Source organism: Mucilaginibacter ginsenosidivorax (assembly GCF_007971525.1).
GTDB lineage: Bacteria > Bacteroidota > Bacteroidia > Sphingobacteriales > Sphingobacteriaceae > Mucilaginibacter > Mucilaginibacter ginsenosidivorax.
Genome location: NZ_CP042437.1, coordinates 1,220,150 through 1,238,595 on the forward strand (window position 1 = coordinate 1,220,150; position 18,446 = coordinate 1,238,595).

16 protein-coding genes are annotated in these 18,446 nt (G+C 42.1%); 10 read left to right on the plus strand and 6 right to left on the minus strand.

Features of this window, described 5'->3' with window-relative positions; genetic code table 11:
* Positions 1-107 precede the first annotated feature (107 nt).
* Both FSB76_RS04925 and FSB76_RS04930 read right to left on the minus strand, forming a co-directional pair.
* Complete coding sequence (locus FSB76_RS04925) at positions 108-1,763, minus strand: M56 family metallopeptidase (protein ID WP_147052468.1); 1,656 nt, start codon at positions 1,761-1,763, stop codon at positions 108-110.
* Positions 1,763-2,128, minus strand: coding sequence for a BlaI/MecI/CopY family transcriptional regulator (locus FSB76_RS04930; RefSeq protein ID WP_147052469.1), 366 nt, complete (start codon positions 2,126-2,128; stop codon positions 1,763-1,765). The genes FSB76_RS04925 and FSB76_RS04930 overlap by 1 nt, the downstream gene beginning before the upstream one ends.
* Positions 2,129-2,721: 593 nt before the next feature.
* On the opposite strand from FSB76_RS04930, the gene FSB76_RS04935 reads away from it, so the two are divergent.
* Complete coding sequence (locus FSB76_RS04935; protein ID WP_147052470.1) at positions 2,722-3,663, plus strand: hydroxypyruvate isomerase family protein; 942 nt, start codon at positions 2,722-2,724, stop codon at positions 3,661-3,663.
* Between the two features lie 676 nt (positions 3,664-4,339).
* Here the strand turns inward: FSB76_RS04935 and FSB76_RS04940 are convergent.
* The gene (locus FSB76_RS04940; RefSeq protein ID WP_147052471.1) at positions 4,340-5,254 is read right to left on the minus strand and encodes a hypothetical protein; all 915 of its coding nucleotides are present in this window, start codon (positions 5,252-5,254) and stop codon (positions 4,340-4,342) included.
* Positions 5,255-5,924: 670 nt separating this feature from the next.
* Between FSB76_RS04940 and FSB76_RS04945 the strand changes: the two genes are divergently transcribed.
* Complete coding sequence (locus tag FSB76_RS04945; RefSeq protein WP_147052472.1) at positions 5,925-7,082, plus strand: M28 family metallopeptidase; 1,158 nt, start codon at positions 5,925-5,927, stop codon at positions 7,080-7,082.
* Between the two features lie 251 nt (positions 7,083-7,333).
* Positions 7,334-7,552 carry a hypothetical protein gene (locus tag FSB76_RS04950; RefSeq protein ID WP_147052473.1) on the plus strand — a complete coding sequence of 73 codons (219 nt, stop codon included), beginning with the start codon at positions 7,334-7,336 and terminating at the stop codon, positions 7,550-7,552.
* A 76-nt stretch (positions 7,553-7,628) separates the two neighbouring features.
* Here the strand turns inward: FSB76_RS04950 and FSB76_RS04955 are convergent, their stop codons facing one another.
* Positions 7,629-8,366: a DUF5020 family protein gene (locus tag FSB76_RS04955; protein ID WP_147052474.1), complete on the minus strand. Its 738-nt coding sequence runs from the start codon at positions 8,364-8,366 to the stop codon at positions 7,629-7,631.
* Between the two features lie 160 nt (positions 8,367-8,526).
* On the opposite strand from FSB76_RS04955, the gene FSB76_RS04960 reads away from it, so the two are divergent.
* Positions 8,527-9,696, plus strand: a complete 1,170-nt coding sequence (locus FSB76_RS04960) for a hypothetical protein (protein ID WP_147052475.1) — start codon at positions 8,527-8,529, stop codon at positions 9,694-9,696.
* Between the two features lie 114 nt (positions 9,697-9,810).
* On the plus strand, positions 9,811-10,104 hold the full coding sequence (locus tag FSB76_RS04965; protein ID WP_147052476.1) for a hypothetical protein: 294 nt from the start codon (positions 9,811-9,813) through the stop codon (positions 10,102-10,104).
* Between the two features lie 5 nt (positions 10,105-10,109).
* On the opposite strand, the gene FSB76_RS04970 is transcribed toward FSB76_RS04965, so the two are convergent.
* A complete protein-coding gene (locus tag FSB76_RS04970) occupies positions 10,110-10,577 on the minus strand; it encodes a CYTH domain-containing protein (RefSeq protein ID WP_147052477.1) in 468 nt (155 codons plus the stop codon).
* A 137-nt stretch (positions 10,578-10,714) separates the two neighbouring features.
* On the opposite strand from FSB76_RS04970, the gene FSB76_RS04975 reads away from it, so the two are divergent.
* The 4 genes from FSB76_RS04975 (at position 10,715) to FSB76_RS04990 (ending at position 16,650) form a co-directional block, all read left to right on the plus strand.
* The gene (locus FSB76_RS04975; protein ID WP_147052478.1) at positions 10,715-11,656 is read left to right on the plus strand and encodes a hypothetical protein; all 942 of its coding nucleotides are present in this window, start codon (positions 10,715-10,717) and stop codon (positions 11,654-11,656) included.
* 167 nt (positions 11,657-11,823) lie between these two features.
* Positions 11,824-12,783 (plus strand): hypothetical protein, encoded by a 960-nt coding sequence (locus FSB76_RS04980; protein WP_147052479.1) that lies wholly within the window; start codon positions 11,824-11,826, stop codon positions 12,781-12,783.
* Positions 12,784-13,022: 239 nt separating this feature from the next.
* A complete protein-coding gene (locus FSB76_RS04985; protein ID WP_147052480.1) occupies positions 13,023-15,749 on the plus strand; it encodes a carboxypeptidase regulatory-like domain-containing protein in 2,727 nt (908 codons plus the stop codon).
* Positions 15,750-16,245: 496 nt separating this feature from the next.
* On the plus strand, positions 16,246-16,650 hold the full coding sequence (locus FSB76_RS04990) for a DUF1761 domain-containing protein (RefSeq protein WP_147052481.1): 405 nt from the start codon (positions 16,246-16,248) through the stop codon (positions 16,648-16,650).
* 133 nt (positions 16,651-16,783) lie between these two features.
* Here FSB76_RS04990 and FSB76_RS04995 read toward each other — a convergent pair whose 3' ends face one another.
* Positions 16,784-17,215: a DUF6526 family protein gene (locus tag FSB76_RS04995; protein ID WP_147052482.1), complete on the minus strand. Its 432-nt coding sequence runs from the start codon at positions 17,213-17,215 to the stop codon at positions 16,784-16,786.
* A 287-nt stretch (positions 17,216-17,502) separates the two neighbouring features.
* On the opposite strand from FSB76_RS04995, the gene FSB76_RS05000 reads away from it, so the two are divergent.
* Positions 17,503-18,366 carry an aldo/keto reductase gene (locus tag FSB76_RS05000; RefSeq protein ID WP_147052483.1) on the plus strand — a complete coding sequence of 288 codons (864 nt, stop codon included), beginning with the start codon at positions 17,503-17,505 and terminating at the stop codon, positions 18,364-18,366.
* Positions 18,367-18,446 lie beyond the last annotated feature (80 nt).

Genomic DNA, 18,446 nt, shown 5'->3' on the forward strand with positions numbered 1-18,446 from the left:
CCACCCTGCAAAAGGATGGCCATTGTTGGTTAAACATTATAGGATGAAGGAATTTTAATAAACCTGGTCAATCCGGATTCAGATAAAACGATTGGGCATAAACCGTTTTACATTTTTTCATAAAATTTGTAAAACATATCCGGGTTTTTAAATCCGTAATCCGCTATATTTTCGGATATCGAAACCCAATCATTCACGGCGTATACTTTTTTCCCTGTTTTAACCTCGTGTACAAAACGCAGCCTTACCTGGTCGCCTTGTTTGATGCCGGCAAAATCAGGAGAGTTGGCCTTGAATGCCAGGTTAAACCTGTAGCCATTATCTTTTTCAATTACCGCGGTTTTCCATTTTCCATTGCTGTCTTTCTCAATTTGTGCAACCTTGCCATCGGTGAACCTAACCCGGTTTACTTCATATAAAAAAGGATATTCCCGGATGGTTTCCGGCTGCACCGGCTGAAAGATCCTGACATTGTTTTTGACAATGTATTGCGGAAAAAACACTACCGGGATACCCTCGCCAATACCGCCGCCAAATAGCTTTACGGTAACTTCATCGCCAACATTAAGCAGGCTATAAAGCTCTTTGCCGTCGCCGTAAAAGGTTTTAATTTCAAGCGGCATGCTATTGTAAGTTACTTTATATCCCTGCGGTATCCCGGTCTTTTTATCTCTGATCAGTTCTGTTACTTTAATGGCAATTTCTTTATTTATAATCTCCCTAACCAGTGCCGATTTGTTTTTATAATCATCTGTTTGCTGATAGGCTTTAAATTTTGCCATTGATAACTGTTGCCCTATGCCGTATTTTACTTTTTGCCGGTACTTAACAGCGGTGTCTGTAACAGTAACTGCAGGCGCATTTTTTTTCGCGCTGGTTTTTAAACTGGTTGCAAACACCAGGCAGCTGATGGTTACCATAGGTACAATCAGCACATAAGTTAGCTTTTTCATATTTTTTGATGGTTTGTTAAACAACATTTGTATCCTGCCGGTAAGCTGTACTTTGCTAAAACCATTGTGCAGCATACCCTGCCCCGTTACCGATAACTGCAGCAGCAGGTTGGCATACACCCGCTTATCAACACTATGCGTCATTTTTGCATCAACCTCAAACTCGTGGTTGGCTTCAATAGCGCTGGCAAACAGGTATGCAAACGGATTAAACCAAAGGGCTATTTGTGCCAGCCGCGCTATCACCCTATCTGCCGAGTGATACAGCCTTACATGCATCATCTCGTGCCCTATTACGTGTTTCAGATCCTCGTAACAGATATTTTCATCAGCTAAAAATATATAGTTAAAAAACGACCCATTGCCAAGCTTTTTGTAGCCGCTTACAATTTTAACATTTCCCATTTTAGCCAAAGGCTTGCCTTTAATCCTGGTAAAAAAGATAATGAGTGTTATGAATAAGTAACCCGATAACGAAATAACAGCTACTACATATACCCACCCCATGATACTCGCCCGGTTTACCGGCGGCGCAACAGGCCCCATTTTTGGGGGAGCGGCGTTAAAGGGTATTGGTTGAATAGCCTCCGGGGCATTCACGTAAACCACGTGCTGTACTACAGCTACATAATGTGGCTGTTCATCAACCCGTATTTTAATGGCCGGTATAACAAAACTAAGCAGCAATGTTGCCAGCAGGTACCACCTGTTGATGGTAAAAAAAGTAAGCCTGCGCAAAAACGCGTAATAAAACATATAAAAAACACCGGTACAGGCCGATACCTGCAGCAAATAGGCTATGGCTTCCATTATTTTTCGTTTTTATTGATGATGGCTTTTAATTTGTCGATATCTTCCTGGCTCAGCTTTTCTTCCTTCACCATAAATGAAAAAAGGCTCTCGGCCGAATTATCAAAGTAACCCGCAAAAAACCGGCTGAAAAAAGCCTTCCGATACTCGGCTTTGGCTATTTTGGGAAAATACTCGTAGGTTTTACCATAAGCTTTATAATCCAGGTAGCCCTTCTTCTCCAGCAGCCTTACAACTGATGATATGGTATTGTAAGGCGGCTTCGGATCATCCGGCAACGCCTCAATAATATCCTTAACAAAGCATCGTTTTAACTGCCATATTACCTGCATTACACGCTCTTCTGTTTTTGTTAGCTCTTCCATAAATCAAATATATAACTGATTTTTCAGTTATACAACTAAATTTTACGTTATATAACTGTTTTTTAAGTTATTTTATACAATACACTGATTTAAAGCTATATAAATTCAAAATACTTCCTCAAGGATATCGGTTTTAAACTTTTTCATCTACATACAAGTAAATACATTTTAAGCTGCCTCGTAGATGCTACCCGTTTGTAGAACTAAATAGTTAATCTTTTTTTGCTCCTTCGGAGTTACCTTTTTTCAAGATCAACTTTTAAAAACGATTCCTATGAATGCTACCAAGTAATCATAGACGATATTGAACTGAGAATCTGTTCTAAAAACGGAATTATTCATTGCCGTTGACTGAAGTCAACGGCAAAAAAATTATAATTGCTGGCTTTAGCCAAATTATTCAAGCGGACTTTGGCTAAAGCCACTCACCTTTCAGCCATTATTCCGTTGACTAAAGTCAACGGCAATGATTTTTAAGTGATACATAAATAATCTAAATCAAATTTAGACAGCCACTGAGATATTTTAGATTTATTACTTTTGAATTTTGCCTCCAATAAAACTATCTTGCCTGCTCAAACCAATCAAGGCCTATGAAACGCAGAAACTTTGTGCAAAGCTCGATGCTTGCGGGCGCATCATTATTAAGTACCGGTGTATTAAATGCGGCTACACTTACCGGCTGTGCCGACCCGGCTGGGGTGACAACAACCGCCGCCGACAAGCCTTTCAATCTTAATTATGGTATTCACGATGGTATGTTTAAAAACCATGCCGGTGATAATTTTGTTGAGCAGATAAAATTTGCGTATGATAAAGGCTTCCGCTCGATTGAGGATAATGGAATGAGCCACCGTACCGAAGATGAGCAGAAAAAAATTGGCGATACCCTGGCCAAACTGGGCATGGCCATGGGCGTATTTGTTCAGCCGGGTTTGGGTAACGACAGCAACATGCTGGCATCCGGTAAGGCCGATCAGGTGGAGAAATTTATTGCATCATGCAAGCAGGCTGTAGAAATTGCCAAACGCATTAACAGCAAACTGGTAACTGTTGTACCCGGCGATTTTGTGCGCAACCTGCCCATTGGCGTGCAAACCGGTAATGTAATAGAGGCCATTAAAAAAGGCACAGCCATTTTAGAACCTCATGGCGTTATTATGGTGCTGGAGCCGCTAAGTGACAACCCCGACCTGTTTTTGCGCACGCCCGACCAGGCTTATGCCATTTGCAAAGCTGTAGGCAGTCCGTCATGCAAAATATTGTACGATATGTACCACGTACAGCGCAACCAGGGCAACATCATCCCTACCCTCGATTTGGTTTACGACGAAATAGGATACTATCAAATTGGCGATAACCCCGGCCGTAAAGAGCCCGGCACCGGCGAGGTAAACTATAAAAACATTTTCAAACATATTTATAACAAAGGCTACCGCGGCGTTTTAGGAATGGAGCACGGCACCGCCGGGCAAGGAAAAGAAGGCGAACTGGCGCTGATAAAGGCTTATAGGGAAGCTGATAGTTTTATGTAGATGAGCGTATGTCGCGCGGAGACGCAAAGAATGAAAAATAGATTTAGGAACTGAATACTTTCATAGCATGACAGGAATCGAAAAACTTTGCCCTTCGCGTCTTTGCAAGTAACCACCAGGTAAACCTGAAAAAAACAGTGATGACCTGCAACAAAATTATAGTTAAATCAATGCACTAAGCTATCGTCATTGCGAGTGGGTACCAGCTAAGCTGGAAAAAACAGTAATGACATGGTTGCGAGCGGAGTTGTTGTGGACAATAAAATATTTGCGAATCCTTTTAAAAAAAGCGGTGGAAATGTGCGATTCCCCTCTTGAGAGGGGCGGAGGGGTGTGTTATGCGCGCGCAATGAAACGCGGAAAACACACCCCTGCCAACTCACCTCCCACCGCGCCCCCTCTCGAGAGGGGAATAAAAAAATACACTTGATAATCAACGTATTATAATCATGTCATTATAAGACACGAAGCAATCCCGAACGATGTGGGACTTAGCATATAGGGGATTGCTTCGTGCCTCGCAATGACAGGTATTTTACACTAACAGTCAACAACTTACAAACACGTCATATTATAAGATAAAAATAGTATTGTAGTTTTATCTTGCGCAGATAAGTAAAGAAACGGAACATCGAATTAAGCTTTGCACGCTTTTGCGTTTTTGCACGATAAAAAATCACGCCGTAAACCGCCCCCTCAACTCCCTCCCTATCCCCATAAAGCTGCGCTGGTTAAGCGGAAATTCCAGTATCACATGCGCCAGGCTCAGGATATATAGCCAGCGTATCCCCAGGTTATAGTTGTAAAAATACAGGCCTACCGATGCAAGCCACAAAATACCAATAATTGTTGCCCTGGTAATGGTAATGCGGTGCCAGTTAATTACACTGGTTTTGGCAAACCAGTTAATGTAGTGATAGGTATAAGCAAAGGCAATAAAGCGGGTGAGTATAATACTGGTTTTGTTGTTGTACAAATCGATGGTTTTACTGCGCAGGGTTGTTGTATTCAAATTTGCAAAATGCCCGTAGTTATGCATAGCCCATTGCGCAGGGGCGTTGTGCAAACCCGTAAACAACACGCACAGTAATACGGGGCAAATTAAAAAGGTAAAAAATGCCAGATAGCCCGAAAAATCTTTGTTTTTTAATGCCCCCAACAGCAAAAAAGACCCGGTAAAAACGTAAACATGGATGAGCGTAGGCAGGTACAAGCCAAAAATAGTGCGCAATATATTATTGGTAAGCAAAAAGTAACCAAGCGCTACAATCACCGTAAAAACGATAACGCGCATAATTGCCCCCGGAATGACCAGCAATATGAACGACAGGCCAAACGCGTAGTAAATAACATAGGGGTATGGCAGTTTAAGCAAAACGGAGATAACCACCACCCCGGCAATAAACAAAGGATCGTACTTTTTGAGGGTAAAATATCGTTTGCCGTTTAACCAGGATATTTCGGTAAAGTAATGCAGCGGACCAAGCGTAGCGTAGGATATCAGCACCAGCTCAAACGGGATAACAATAGCCAGGCACGCCGCGGCAAGCATGCCTAATATATTATAATAATTTATCCGGTTGACGTTCATTGGTTCACTGGTTCATTAGTTCATTGGTAGCTGGCGTTGTATGGCCTTGGCAAGTTAGTTTTATCAGGGCAATTAATCAGGCGAATCGTGTTTAAACTTCTTCTTCTACAAACGGTTAACTTTTTTTTAATAATACACTTTTAAGCTGTCTCGTAGAGTAATGCTATTAAGTTAAGGAATTAAGGCCAATTTAATATCGAACACCCAATGCCCAATTTCGAATAATGAAGGAAAAACTTCGGCGTTGGATATTCGAAATTCAGTGTTCGATATTATTTCTCACTTTCCGCTTCTCTTAGAGCCTGTTTAAATTTGATTTATTTTATTTATGTATCTAATAAAATCATTGCCGTTGACTTTAGTCAACGGAATAATGATTAAAAGGCGAATGGCTTTAGCCAAATTCCGCTTGAATAATTTGGCTAAAGCCAGCTGCGATGCTTTCTTTTACCGTTGACTAAAGTCAACGGCAATGAATAGCTCTCGTTTTTAAACAGCCTCATAACTTAATAGCATTGCTCGCAGAGGCTACCCGTTTGTAGAAAAACGAGTAGTTCCCTTTTTTTGCTCTTTAGGAGCTACCTTTCTTCCGGATCAACTTTTAAATGCAATTTCCCTGGGCAATTGCTGTCTATCTGCAAAAATTAAACAAATTATATAATTTTAGGCAATGAAATTTAAACTGACCTTATTACTCCTCTTTATATCGGGTGCCACCTTTGCGCAAGATAGCCTGTTTGCCCGTAAACTGGTAGATACACTTACCTCGCCATACTTTTGGGGGCGTGGTTATACCCATGATGGTGTGCATAAGGCCGCAGCGTTTATATCGGCACAGTTTAAAAGCTATGGTGTAAAACCAATGACGGGCAAAAATTACCTGCAGGAGTTTAGCTACCCGGTTAATATTTTCCCAGGCAAAATGGATGTCACCATCAACGGGGTTAGGCTTATCCCCGGCAAGGAGTTCATTGTGAGCCCCGACAGCCGGGGCGCAACAGGCACGGGCAAGCTGGAACAAACTGATAGCACGCATTTTGTGGACAGGCAAAACAGGGTTATTGTATCGCTGGAAGACAAGCTCACCTGGTCTGTTGAAGGTAAGGCGCTTGATTTTACAGTGATACAGGTTGATAAAAAAGCGCTGAAACAGTTGCCAGCTTCATTAACCGTAGCTATAGATAACCAACTCATTCCCGATTTTAAAACTGCAAATGTTTGTGGTGTGGTTAGGGGTACGGTTAAGCCCGATTCCATCCTGGTGATTACCGCCCATTACGATCATTTAGGCGGCATGGGCAGCAATACGTACTTCCCCGGGGCCAATGATAATGCCAGCGGACTAACCCAAATGCTAAGCCTGGCCAAATACTATGCCGCCCATCCACAGCCGTACACCATGGCTTTTATTGCCTTTTCGGGCGAGGAGGCTGGCCTGCTCGGCTCAAAATACTTCACAGAAAATCCCTTGATCGACCTTAAAAAGATTCGCTTTTTAATAAACCTTGACCTTAACGGCACCGGCATTGAAGGAATAACCGTAGTGAACGCCACCGTCTACCCCAATGAATTTGCCGCCATGCAGCAGATAAATAACGATAACCACTACTTTGTTAAAGTGGCCAAACGGGGTAAAGCGGCCAATAGCGATCATTATTTATTTACCGAAAAAGGGGTGCCTGCATTTTTTATTTACACCCTTGGCGGCATAAAAGCTTACCATGACGTATTTGATATAAGCGCCACACTCCCTTTAAATAAGTACCGCGAGCTGTTCAACCTCATTGTTAAATTCAATAGTGCGTTAATGCAAAATGCAAAGCCATAATGTTAAAAAAGTGCACTCGGCTTACTTAAAACTGCCTTTTAAATATATTTAGTTTCGCAACAGATGCTGGTAAACCGCCTCAAGCTATTTTTTTATTAACAATGCATTAAATGTGTTAACAAATTATTTATGCCAAATATTTTGAATTAAAATTTTTTAATGCATGTTTACACTGTAAAACCAATTGTGAGTAGGCCGAAAACAATTCGGCAGTAATCGGGTTAACTTAAATTAAATAAAAAGAACTTATCATGGCAACAGAAAAAGGAAGCGGTATTACCGCGTATTCAGTGAAAACCAAAACTAAGAATGTACCAATGGTTGATCCTGTGATCGACATTAAATCTGGAAGGTACATTGCTACCGGTACGGATGGTGCAGGTAACAAAATGGCTGCTATCATGGGCAAAGCCACTGCCGAAGAGCACATTGCCAAAGGTAACGCTAAAAAAGGAACTGGCTGGGCTTAATATTTTATTAACCGCAAAAGCCCTGGTTTGAGTTATGCTTAAACCAGGGCTTTTGTATTTTAACACCCTCTATTTTTTAAAGCTTAAACCTAAGCGCCACAGTTGGGCAAAGCTGCAAAACATTATCGGTAGTGGTTACATGGTAATATAGCAAGGCCCTTGTGCCGGCGCCTACAGTTTTATTAAAGTTAAACCATAGCTGGGGTTCGCCAAAAAAACAAAGGCGTTTGCCACGCAGGTTTTGGGTAGTTGGGTCGCCCTGGTTTTTATTAAGGGTATACAACTCAAAATCGCCCGCAAATTCAACCTTGTAATTCCAAAAACCTTTGCCCCAGTAAAAGGAATACATCAAATCGTTACCGGGCTTTTTCGCCGCATTATAAGTGTAACTTAAGGTGTTGCTGAAAAAAGCACCCTTCCAGGTAAAGGCATAGCTTGGCCCAACGGAGAATGCGTTATTAATGTAATAGCTGTATTGTTTTGGCTCGGTTACACCAAGGCCGCCACTATATTGTATTGCAATGTTTATTTTTGGTTTCCAAAACCTAAAGCTTTGCGAAGCCTGGATAAATGACTGGGCAATGTTACCCTGCTGCCCCCGCATATCTGTTTGTACCTTTAAAAAAAATGCGCCCGGCTTAAAAAAAGCGGATGTACTATCCTGCGCTTTAAAATACTCAAAATACAATGAGCAAAAGTTTTTGGGATTGCGGTCGGGATCTACCGTGTGCCGCAAATCGTAATGTACCTGGAGGATTTGCGCAAACGCGCCGCCGTAAAAAACACAACAAATGAACAACAACCTGAATTTCATGATACCGTGTGCTAAATGATGAAACTGACTTTTTAAAAAACACCACGTTTTGTGGCCTGTTGGTAAAGATGTTTTGATGTATTTTAGAAGGGCGTAATTGCAGCGTAATTTTGGCGTAATTCTGAATGCGGAACTACAAAAAACTACCAATCAACACTTTATGACAACATCTGATTTTTCAGTTTTTGCAGCATTATTTAAGGAAGCTTACCAAAAATGTTTTGGCCGGCATCTTACCGGAATTATTCCTGAAACGGAAAGCAAGATTTTCTGTAATAATGTAGAGGAGCAAACAGGCCTCACCATAGGCTGGAAGAGTGTTAAAAACTATTCGATATTTATTTTAGATGGCAACCCAACAAAGCAGGAAAACCCATCAACAGCTACATTAGATACCCTTGCCCGGTATGTACTTAAAGCACCACGTATAACCGAAATTCAGCGTAAAAACAATGAAAGCTATCACCCTTATTGGTTCCTGTACCGCAAACAATTTCAGCAAGTGGTACAAAAACAAACGGCGAAAAAACCGGCCGGCAAAGTTGTAGTATTGGTTGCAGGCCTGGCGGCAGTTTTAATTTTAGCCCTGTTTTTGTATCCGCATTCCACAGCCCTGTCATTTACCGATACCTTCAGGGATGTAAGCGATAAAGCAATTACCAATAATGGCTGGTTTGTGCAGGCTAAAAAAACGTTGTACTGGAGCAAAAAGAACGAGAAACCAGGTGTACTATCCTTATTTACCCTTAATGGCGACAACTGGCCCAGCCCGGATGCTAAACCTGGCATATCAAACTTATTGCTTAGAAAAATAAACGCTGATTGTTTTACCGCCGAAATTCACCTGGATAATTTTATCCCCCTACAGGAATGGCAGCAGGCAGGTATTTTGCTCCTGGAAGATACAACGTTTACCGGCAAAAGCATTCGCCTGTCGTTAGCTTATAATGATTACTTTGGAGGCTATAAGCGGCCTAATGAAATATTAGTGCAGGCTATTACCTACCTGGGCAACGGTTTCGGAAAACCGGAAGAGATAGCGCATGCCCCGGTTGTTCTGTTAAACGACAGCACGCGCAATAACCCTGTAATTCTTAACAATCTTCAAAACTCTGCTCTACGCATCGAAAAGCATGGCAAAACTTTCCGTTTCCTGTATGCAGGCGGTATTAGTGCCAACGGCGCCTTTAAGCAAGTGGCAAGCCAGGAATTTGAGATGCAGCCCCGCTATATTGGTATTTTTGCCATAAGCGGCTTTGTAAAGGGCACGGCAGCCATACCGGCGCGCTTTACTTATTTTACGCTCAGCCCCGATAATTGCAACAGGTAGCGTAGGTTGTTCATAAGTAAAACTACGTACGCCCAAATGGGTGAAAACACCTATTTCAGCATTTTTCTTTTTGCTTTAATTTTATCGCACCTGATTAATTAAAGTATTTTAACCATGGCTGTACGTATTCTTTGTATTAAAACCGATGAAACACCACATGATAACCCGTATGTGGCAATTGATTCGCTGGAGTGGATTAACGAGCGAATAAACGTTAAAGGAATAACCGAACGCGCAAAACTTTACGACTGGATAAAGAACGAGGACGGCGAAGCCTACATTATTGACGAATATGGCAATAAAACCTGCCTGATACCGGCACTTTGCCCCAAAGGCAACAAATATGTAAAAACTATAAGCGGAGATCCTGAAACGGATATTTTACTGGGTTTGCCCGAGTGTGCCTGATGTTGCTACCATTTGCAAAACGGCAACACCGATAAATTGGAATTGTAATACCTGGCCTCGCCGGTAACCTCGGTAGTAACCCAGGGCGGCAGTATAAATTTTTCATCTTCGCTTTCCAGTTCAATTTCGGCAACCAGCAGGCCTTTGTTATCGCCTAAAAACTCGTCTACTTCCCATTCTTTGCCGCCAACATCAATCCGATACCTGCGTTTTTTCAGTTCGGATATGGCAAAATTATTCAACAGCTCTTCACCATCAACGGCAGGGATTGCATACTCATACTCCAACCTGCTTAAACCGGTAGTGCCTCCTTTTATAGTTATAAAACCCTCATCAGGCGTTACGCGTATGCGGATAGTTTTACCGGGCTCGCTTAAAATATAGCCTTGCCTAAAGTAAGTACCTATGGGCTTTGGCATTTGTTGCCATTGATTGTGGTCAACTAAAAATTTACGCTCTATTTCAACTCCCATGATTTCTTGTTTTATTATTTAACTGCTTAGCTGCCGGTTGGTTTTAAAATTACAAGCCCGGCAAATAGTATAAAAGCTCCGCAAATATTATTTTATTAAATCAATAACCTATATTTAAAACCGAAACCCTTTACCTGATGATAACAAAAACAAAGCTACCGGTATTATTACTAACACTTTCAATATTCTTTAACCTGGCCTGTAAACAACCTCCTATTGTTAAACACAACGGCGAAAAAGACCTGATATCATTTAAACCGGTGTGGGGAGTAGCTTATTCAGAAATTTCAAGACACACAGCAAACGGTCTTTCGTTCACTAACTATGGTTACCAGATGGAGCCTCAATGGCGTATCAACTTTGTATCTAACGATTCGGCAAGTATCTATAGCCCAACTAAGGGAAAATTCATCAACTTTCCGTTAACGCGTGGCTACGATTCTATTTTTAATACCGCGCGTACCTGGCTCAAAGTAAAAGCAATGAACCGGGATAGCCTGAAACTGGAAATAATTAATTCATACGGCGACACCGTTGATAAGCGGGGAACAAAAATTTATATGACCTTTTATGCTGATAATTACATCAAAAATACCCTGCACACCGATACCGCTATATTAAAAAGAGCAAACCACAAAGATTCGCTCTTCATCAAAAGATTATCTGATGCCTCTAATAAAGATTATACCAAGGCATTTGCAGCAAGGCAGCCCGCTACGTTATCCAGCACAAGCCACAAGGTGAAAGTAAAAAAATGGATTGCCGAAGGTGACCTGCTTAATCATTTTGATACATCTGACGATTATATGAACCCTACGTTTGACATCGCGATAACTAAGGCCTATGCTGATTTTTACTATTCATTCAGCGTATATATTGATGCTGATGGGCAAATGCATTATAATGAGCCGCTCATACCCTTTCTTGGCCAATCCTTAAAAGACAACTACATACATCAATCTACCGCCGTCATGAACGGCTATTTAAAGCATTACCTGAAAGTTACACCAGGCAAAACATTGAACATGCTGCATGCCAGCAAAATTAACATCCATGTGCAGGGAATAACAGGAATTTAATTCGTTTATTGGTTAGCTGGTTCATTATTTCGTTGGCAAAAAAATTTTGGATAAATGCTAAAATCATTTGTGCAAAAGTCCTCTGTCCTTTGGCTTAAAAACCCTAAATCTCCAAAATCTAAAGTCCGTTTTAGCTGTTTATTGAATTATCTATATCTTTAAGGCGTATGCTATCTATCAATATAAAAACAATAAAACTGGCTGGTTTTATACTGCTTACAATCATCTCGCTTGCGCAAATGGGCTGCAGCGGCGGTCCTGGCAATAAAAAAAAAGAATTAATAGATTTTAAGCCTTACAATGGCATCAACTATTCCGAAGTAAAACGCAGGCAAAAAAACGGGTTATCATTTAACGAATATGGCTACCAGCTTGAACCGCAGTGGAAACTTAAATTTGAATCGGACGATTCGGTAAGTATTTACAGCCCTACCAAAAAAGCATTCATCAACTTTCCGCTTACACGCGGATACGATTCTATTTTTAATGCCGCCCGCTCCTGGCTAAAGGTGCAAAAAATGACTAAGGATAGCCTTATTCTTGAAATTATTAAACAAAAAGGCGATTCGCTTGATATCAAGGGCACCAAAGTGTACATGACCTTTTATGCCGATAACTATGTAAAAAATGTATTGCATACCGATACATCAATACTAAGGCACCCCAGCCGGCAGGATACCCTGTTTATCCGCTCGCTGGCGGCAAAAGCAAATGCCGATTATAAAAAACAGTTTTCGGCAAGGCAGCCGGCCCAAATTACCAGCCGCAGCCCACAGGTAACAGTCAAACAACGCATTACAAAGCCTGGCATCGAAAACAATTTCGACCCATCCGATGATTACCTCGACCCTACTTATGATATCGTGATTAACAAAGCATACAAGGATTTTTATTATTCGTTCACCATGTATATTGATGATAAGGGCGGTATGCATTACGGCAAACCGCTTATTGACCTTGACATAAGCGGCCCCGAATTTGCCCAAACCTACAACAGGATGGCCAGCGGTATTATGGATAGTTATTTTAAGTTTTATCTTGGTGTAAAACCGGGCTCTACACTGGGTATCGTACATTCAAGCATGGTATCTGTACATGTTGAAGGTAAAATGGCGCCTGCAAAATAGCCTTGCTTTGCAGCCATTTGTCATTACAAAAAGTAACAATCATGTTATTTTCTGCACTGTGCTGCCAAATGGCTTTAACTTTCGCCATGTAAAACAATGCAGCGTATTTTTAAGCGTTCATTGTAAAACGTAGTTCAAATCCTGCCAGTTTGTAAAAAAATGTTAAATGCTGTGTGCGCCCGGTATGCAACAGCCCTAAATGTTTATATTAGCCCCGTTAGCCGCTTTATATTATATTAATGATATCAAGAAAATTTTTACTCGTAGCATCGCTGTTTTTATCTTTTGGCTTGGCCGCAATGGCGCAGCAGGATAGTATCCCTATTAATTCCGTTATCGAAAAAACCGCGAAGTATTCCACATCCTTTCCGATAGAAAAAGTTTACCTGCACCTGGATAAGCCTTATTATGCCGCAGGCGATACCATCTGGCTTAAAGCTTATGTAACGGTGGAGAAACACCAGCCTTCGGGCCTTAGCGGTATTGTTTATGTGGATTTGCTTAACAGCCAGGATTCGGTGATAGCAGGTTTGCGGCTACCTTTAAAAAGCGGTTTTGCCAACGGAAACATTACGCTGGATGGCGAAACCATAAAACAAGGCACTTACCGCATTAGGGCATACACCAACTGGATGCGTAATTTTGATGCCGAGTATTTTTATGACCGTACTATAAACATTGGTAACGCTATTGATAATAAGGTAAATACCTTCATTAGCTACAAAAGTTCGGGCAAAAAGGGTGGCCTGATCAAGCTAAACGCAAATATTGTTTATAAAGACCCCACAAGTGCGCCTTATGCCGAAAAAAAAGTAAGCTGGCAATTGGTACGCAATGGCGACGCCATAGCCAAAGGCAAAGGCACAACCGATGCCAAAGGTAACTTATTGGTTGAACTGCCGGAAAACGACGCCCCAACCCTTACTTCAGGGTCGCTGGTGACGGCTATTGATATGGGCGACCGCAATTTTATTACCAACACCTTCCCGCTAACAGGATCGATAACCAATTTCGACGTTCAGTTTTTCCCGGAAAGTGGCCAGTTAACCAATGGCGTGCGCACCAAAGTAGCATTTAAGGCTATCAACGCCAAGGGCCTGGGAGCCGATGTTAAGGGCAAAATAACTGATGATGCAGGAACCGAGGTGGCCACATTTACATCGGCCCACCTGGGGATGGGTGTATTTGCCATGACACCAGAGAGTGGTAAGTTATACACCGCCACTGTTACCTTTCCCAATGGCTCATCGGCAGTATACAAGTTACCAAGGGTACAAAGTATGGGCATAGGCCTTACCGTTAATAACAGCGACCCCGATAATCTCAACATAAAAATAGCTGCCAATGATGTGTTTTTGCAGCGCAAGCAAAACAAAAGCTTTTACCTGGTAGCACAAAGCGGGGGTGTTATATATTACGCGGCTTCTACCGTGTTAAAAGATTTAAGCTATTCGGCAGCCATCCCGAAAGCAAAATTCCCTACCGGTATATTGCAAATAACGTTGTTTTCATCGGGCGGCTACGCGTTGTGCCAGCGCCTGGTATTTATACAGCATAACGATCAGCTGAGCCTTAATTTAAAAACAGATAAGCCATCATATACTGTTCGGCAAAACGTAAAAATGTCGGTAACGGCGCTTAACAAAACAGCCCCGGTAATAGGCAGCTTTTCGGTAGCCGTTTTGGATGATGCCACCATCCCATCCGAAGAAAATAACGAACAAACCATATTAAGTTACATTCTGCTTACATCTGATCTTAAAGGCTACATCGAAAAACCCAACTACTACTTTAATAAACCCGACCAGGAAAAAGCAGATAATCTTGATATTTTGATGCTTACCCAGGGTTATACCCGTTTTAATTACGAGGATATACTGGCCGATAAAAACCCGCCTATTTATACAGCACCTGAACAGGGCATCGAGGTATCGGGTATATTACGCACCAATACCGGGCTGCCGGTTAGCAAGGGCAGCATTCGCCTTATTGTGCCGGATAATAATTTTTCGGCCGAAACCCTTACCGATATGGCGGGTAACTTCAAATTTTCTGACGTAATGGTCAGAGATACTTCAAAAATCACTTTGAGTGCCCGCAATAACCCCAATGGCCGCAACATGGTGATAAATGTTAATGGCGAACTTTACCAAAAGGTAAACAAAAACCCCAATGTTGCCGATGAAATTGTGAATATCGATAGCGTTATACGCCCCTACCTGGAAAACAGCCATAAACAATATCAAAGCTCAAGGGTGCTTAAAGAGGTAGTAATTAAGGCAAAATCTGTTGTTAAAAAAGCCAGCCACTCCGATTATGGCACATTTGCAGGCTTAAGCCCTCAGGCTGATCATGAAATCAACCCCGACCAGCTTAAAGGCTGCCCTATATTGATCAATTGCTTAAGCACCATGGCGCTTGGCTTAACTTATGCCGATAATAACTTTTATGTAACCCGCGATTATAACCAGGGAAAAAAAACCACTCCGGTACAAATTTATATTAACAGCGCCCAGATTGATGTTAGCAACCTGGCATCAATGAGTGGCGATGACGTAGAATCGGTAGAGATATTTTTGAACGATGGTTTAAGCGGCATAAACCGGGTAAACGGTACAAAAGGTGTTATGATCATACACAAAAAAGTGATTAAAACTCAAAAAATTTCGCTGTCGCAATTAATGGCTTTGATACCCAAACAAAACGTAATTACGTTTGCGGTACAAGGCTATAGCAAAGCCAGGGATTTTTACGTGCCTAAATACGAAGTTGGCAAAAGCAGCGTAATAGGGCTCGATCTCAGGAACACCATATACTGGAACCCTAAAGTAATTACCGATAAAAATGGCGTAGCCGCCTTTAACTTTTACAACAGCGACGCACGTGGCTCATACCGGGCCATTATTGAAGGCCTTGATGGCGACGGTAATTTAGGCAGGCAGGTAATACATTTTAATGTGAAATAGGTTTTTAGCAAGGCGGCGAGTCGACTCACCCCGACGAGGCTCCGCCCGTCTGCCCCTCTCTCCGACTTGCGCATAAAGGGGCTAAAAATATTTTTTTTATTTCCTCAACCCTCTTTGCGGCGCAGCCGGAGAGAGGGTGGTCCAGCGAAGCGTAGCCGGGTGAGTCTTAGCCTGCGTTCAAAGCCAATGTTTTTTTGACCCGAAATACGCTATGGTTAGTGGTAACATATCGCCAAAACGCTAAAGGGGAAATGACATACTAAAGAGCGTTGTCATGGGTAGCCTATCGAAGCATACCGGGCAAAGGCCTCTCCGCACGCCCCTTCGACAGGCTTAGGGTGACAGGCCTGCGCAATCAAAATTACAACATGCCTTAGGTAGTATCCAGATCCTCCAAATCCTAAAATCAGCCCCCTCATTCCACAAAAAATCTTTGTTGTTTATTCCAAAAACAGATAACTTTAGTTACACATAAATCACACATAAACTTATCATTATGAACCCTAATTTAATCAACTGGGCTGCCGTTGTGGTGGCTGCTCTCTCGTCATTTTTAGTAGGCGGTATTTGGTATTCGCCAATCATGTTTGCCAAAGCCTGGATAGCCGATAATAAACTTAATGAAGACGATTTAAAGGCCGGCAATAAGCTAAAGATATTTGGAATGACCGCCATTTTTTCGCTCATTATGGCCGCAAACCTGGCAGCCTTTTTGGCCGACGCAAAAACAGACCTGGCCTGGGGTACAACAGCAGGCGCCCTTGCCGGCATCTGGACATTCAGTGCCATTGCCACCATGAGCCTGTTTGAACTTAAAAGCTGGCGCCTTATATTTATCAATGGCGGCTACAGTTTAGTATCCCTAACACTTATGGGCGCTATTTTGGGAGCCTGGAGGTAAGGGGGTGAAAAATTCTAAATCCTAAAATCTAAATTCTAAAAGTCAGTCTTTTAATATCCCGACTTCCAATCTTCGAATTTGGGATTTAGAATTTAGCGTTTGGGGTTCAAATTTTGGGATTTAGAGTTTAACCTTATACCCTATGATAATCGGCTCTCCAGGTTTGGATGGCTTTTTTAATCTCGTCGGGTTTAAGGTTATCGGCTAATGTTTTTTCGACAAGCTGAACCATTTCCTCATCAGCTGCAAAACGCAGCGCGGCTATCTGGCCTATACTAAGGTTTCTGCTTAATGGCTGCCTGGTAAGTATGAAGTAACGCAGGCTTTCTTCGGCACGTATGGCCCTATCCTGCGCTTTTAGCGGAAAAGTGCGCATCATGATAAAAACAAAAAGCAAACAGGTAAACAATAGCAATATCAGTAGCGAGGTCATCAATCCGCTGGTGCCCCATTGCAATACTACATTTACTATGGCTGATATAACCCCAACTAAAAGTAAAAGGGTTAATACGTAATGATAACCTGGCGCCAAACGCCTGTGGTTGGTAAAATTCTGATCGGTCATGAAGGTTGATTTTTTATGGAAAGATAGCTTTTTTAGTATCAAGTAGCGCGTATCAAGTATCAGGACTGCTACATGAAATCTCTAACGTTTACAATATGAACAGGGCTTTCTCCCATAAATGGACTATTGGATTCTTAATTTAACATAATGCCAACTCACAACTCACAACTCACAACTCACAACTCACAACTCACAACTCACAACTCACAACTCACAACTCACAACTCACAACTTCCCCCAAACAATAAGGGCAAATTTGAGTTCAACTTATAATCAACAATTACAATATGGCAACTACAACAAGTTCATTTGAAAAAACTTTCATTTTAGGGGGCGATTTCAAAATAAACCGCCTGGGATATGGCGCCATGCGTATTACCGGGCAGGGCATCTGGGGCCCGCCCAGTGATAAAAAAGAGTGCATCCGTGTGCTAAAACGCGCGGTTGAACTGGGCGTTAATTTTATCGATACGGCCGATAGCTATGGGCCCTTCGTATCAGAAGAGCTAATTGCCGAAGCGCTTGTACCCTACCCCGCCGACCTGGTTATTGGAACAAAAGGCGGCCTGCTGCGTACCGGCCCAAACGAATGGCCCGTTGATTCATCGCCCGCACATTTAACGCAGGCCCTTGAAGGAAGCCTCAAACGCCTTAAACTGCAAAGAATTGACCTGTACCAGCTGCACCGCATTGACCCGAAAGTGCCTGCCGAAAAATCATTCGAAGTGTTGCAAAAAGCACAACAGGATGGCAAAATTAAACACATAGGCTTATCTGAGGTGAGTGTGCAGGATATACAATTGGCACAACAGTTTTTTGAGGTGGTATCGGTACAAAACATGTACAGTGTTGATAACCGCAAATGGGAGGCTGAACTGGAGTACACACGCGAACATAATATTGCCTTTATCCCATGGTTTCCGCTTGGTGGCGGTAATGTAAAAGGCGAAGAAGCACTAAAACGCGTGGCTAATAAACATGACGCAACCATTCACCAGGTTGCTTTAAGCTGGTTGCTGCACCATTCGCCAAATATATTGCTCATTCCAGGTACCTCCAGCGTAAAACATTTAGAAGAAAACATGAAAACAGCCAACATTCAACTATCCGAAGACGATATGGATGTGTTGAACAGCCTTGGCGAATTGTAATTAATTTGCTATTTAAGGCTAAAAACAAAAGGATGTGGTTAATTTTACCGCATCCTTTTGTTTTGTATTAAAGTGATACC

What these genes read in the sequence shown, in the direction of transcription:
- FSB76_RS04945 (WP_147052472.1), top strand. Translation starts at nt 5,925, where the DNA reads ATGAAATTTAAACTGACCTTATTACTCCTCTTTATATCGGGTGCCACC.
- FSB76_RS04930 (WP_147052469.1), bottom strand. Translation starts at nt 2,128, where the DNA reads ATGGAAGAGCTAACAAAAACAGAAGAGCGTGTAATGCAGGTAATATGG.
- FSB76_RS04970 (WP_147052477.1), bottom strand. Translation starts at nt 10,577, where the DNA reads ATGGGAGTTGAAATAGAGCGTAAATTTTTAGTTGACCACAATCAATGG.
- FSB76_RS04985 (WP_147052480.1), top strand. Translation starts at nt 13,023, where the DNA reads ATGATATCAAGAAAATTTTTACTCGTAGCATCGCTGTTTTTATCTTTT.
- FSB76_RS04925 (WP_147052468.1), bottom strand. Translation starts at nt 1,763, where the DNA reads ATGGAAGCCATAGCCTATTTGCTGCAGGTATCGGCCTGTACCGGTGTT.
- FSB76_RS04980 (WP_147052479.1), top strand. Translation starts at nt 11,824, where the DNA reads ATGCTATCTATCAATATAAAAACAATAAAACTGGCTGGTTTTATACTG.
- FSB76_RS04955 (WP_147052474.1), bottom strand. Translation starts at nt 8,366, where the DNA reads ATGAAATTCAGGTTGTTGTTCATTTGTTGTGTTTTTTACGGCGGCGCG.
- FSB76_RS04990 (WP_147052481.1), top strand. Translation starts at nt 16,246, where the DNA reads ATGAACCCTAATTTAATCAACTGGGCTGCCGTTGTGGTGGCTGCTCTC.
- FSB76_RS04965 (WP_147052476.1), top strand. Translation starts at nt 9,811, where the DNA reads ATGGCTGTACGTATTCTTTGTATTAAAACCGATGAAACACCACATGAT.
- FSB76_RS04940 (WP_147052471.1), bottom strand. Translation starts at nt 5,254, where the DNA reads ATGAACGTCAACCGGATAAATTATTATAATATATTAGGCATGCTTGCC.
- FSB76_RS04950 (WP_147052473.1), top strand. Translation starts at nt 7,334, where the DNA reads ATGGCAACAGAAAAAGGAAGCGGTATTACCGCGTATTCAGTGAAAACC.
- FSB76_RS04975 (WP_147052478.1), top strand. Translation starts at nt 10,715, where the DNA reads ATGATAACAAAAACAAAGCTACCGGTATTATTACTAACACTTTCAATA.
- FSB76_RS04995 (WP_147052482.1), bottom strand. Translation starts at nt 17,215, where the DNA reads ATGACCGATCAGAATTTTACCAACCACAGGCGTTTGGCGCCAGGTTAT.
- FSB76_RS04960 (WP_147052475.1), top strand. Translation starts at nt 8,527, where the DNA reads ATGACAACATCTGATTTTTCAGTTTTTGCAGCATTATTTAAGGAAGCT.
- FSB76_RS04935 (WP_147052470.1), top strand. Translation starts at nt 2,722, where the DNA reads ATGAAACGCAGAAACTTTGTGCAAAGCTCGATGCTTGCGGGCGCATCA.
- FSB76_RS05000 (WP_147052483.1), top strand. Translation starts at nt 17,503, where the DNA reads ATGGCAACTACAACAAGTTCATTTGAAAAAACTTTCATTTTAGGGGGC.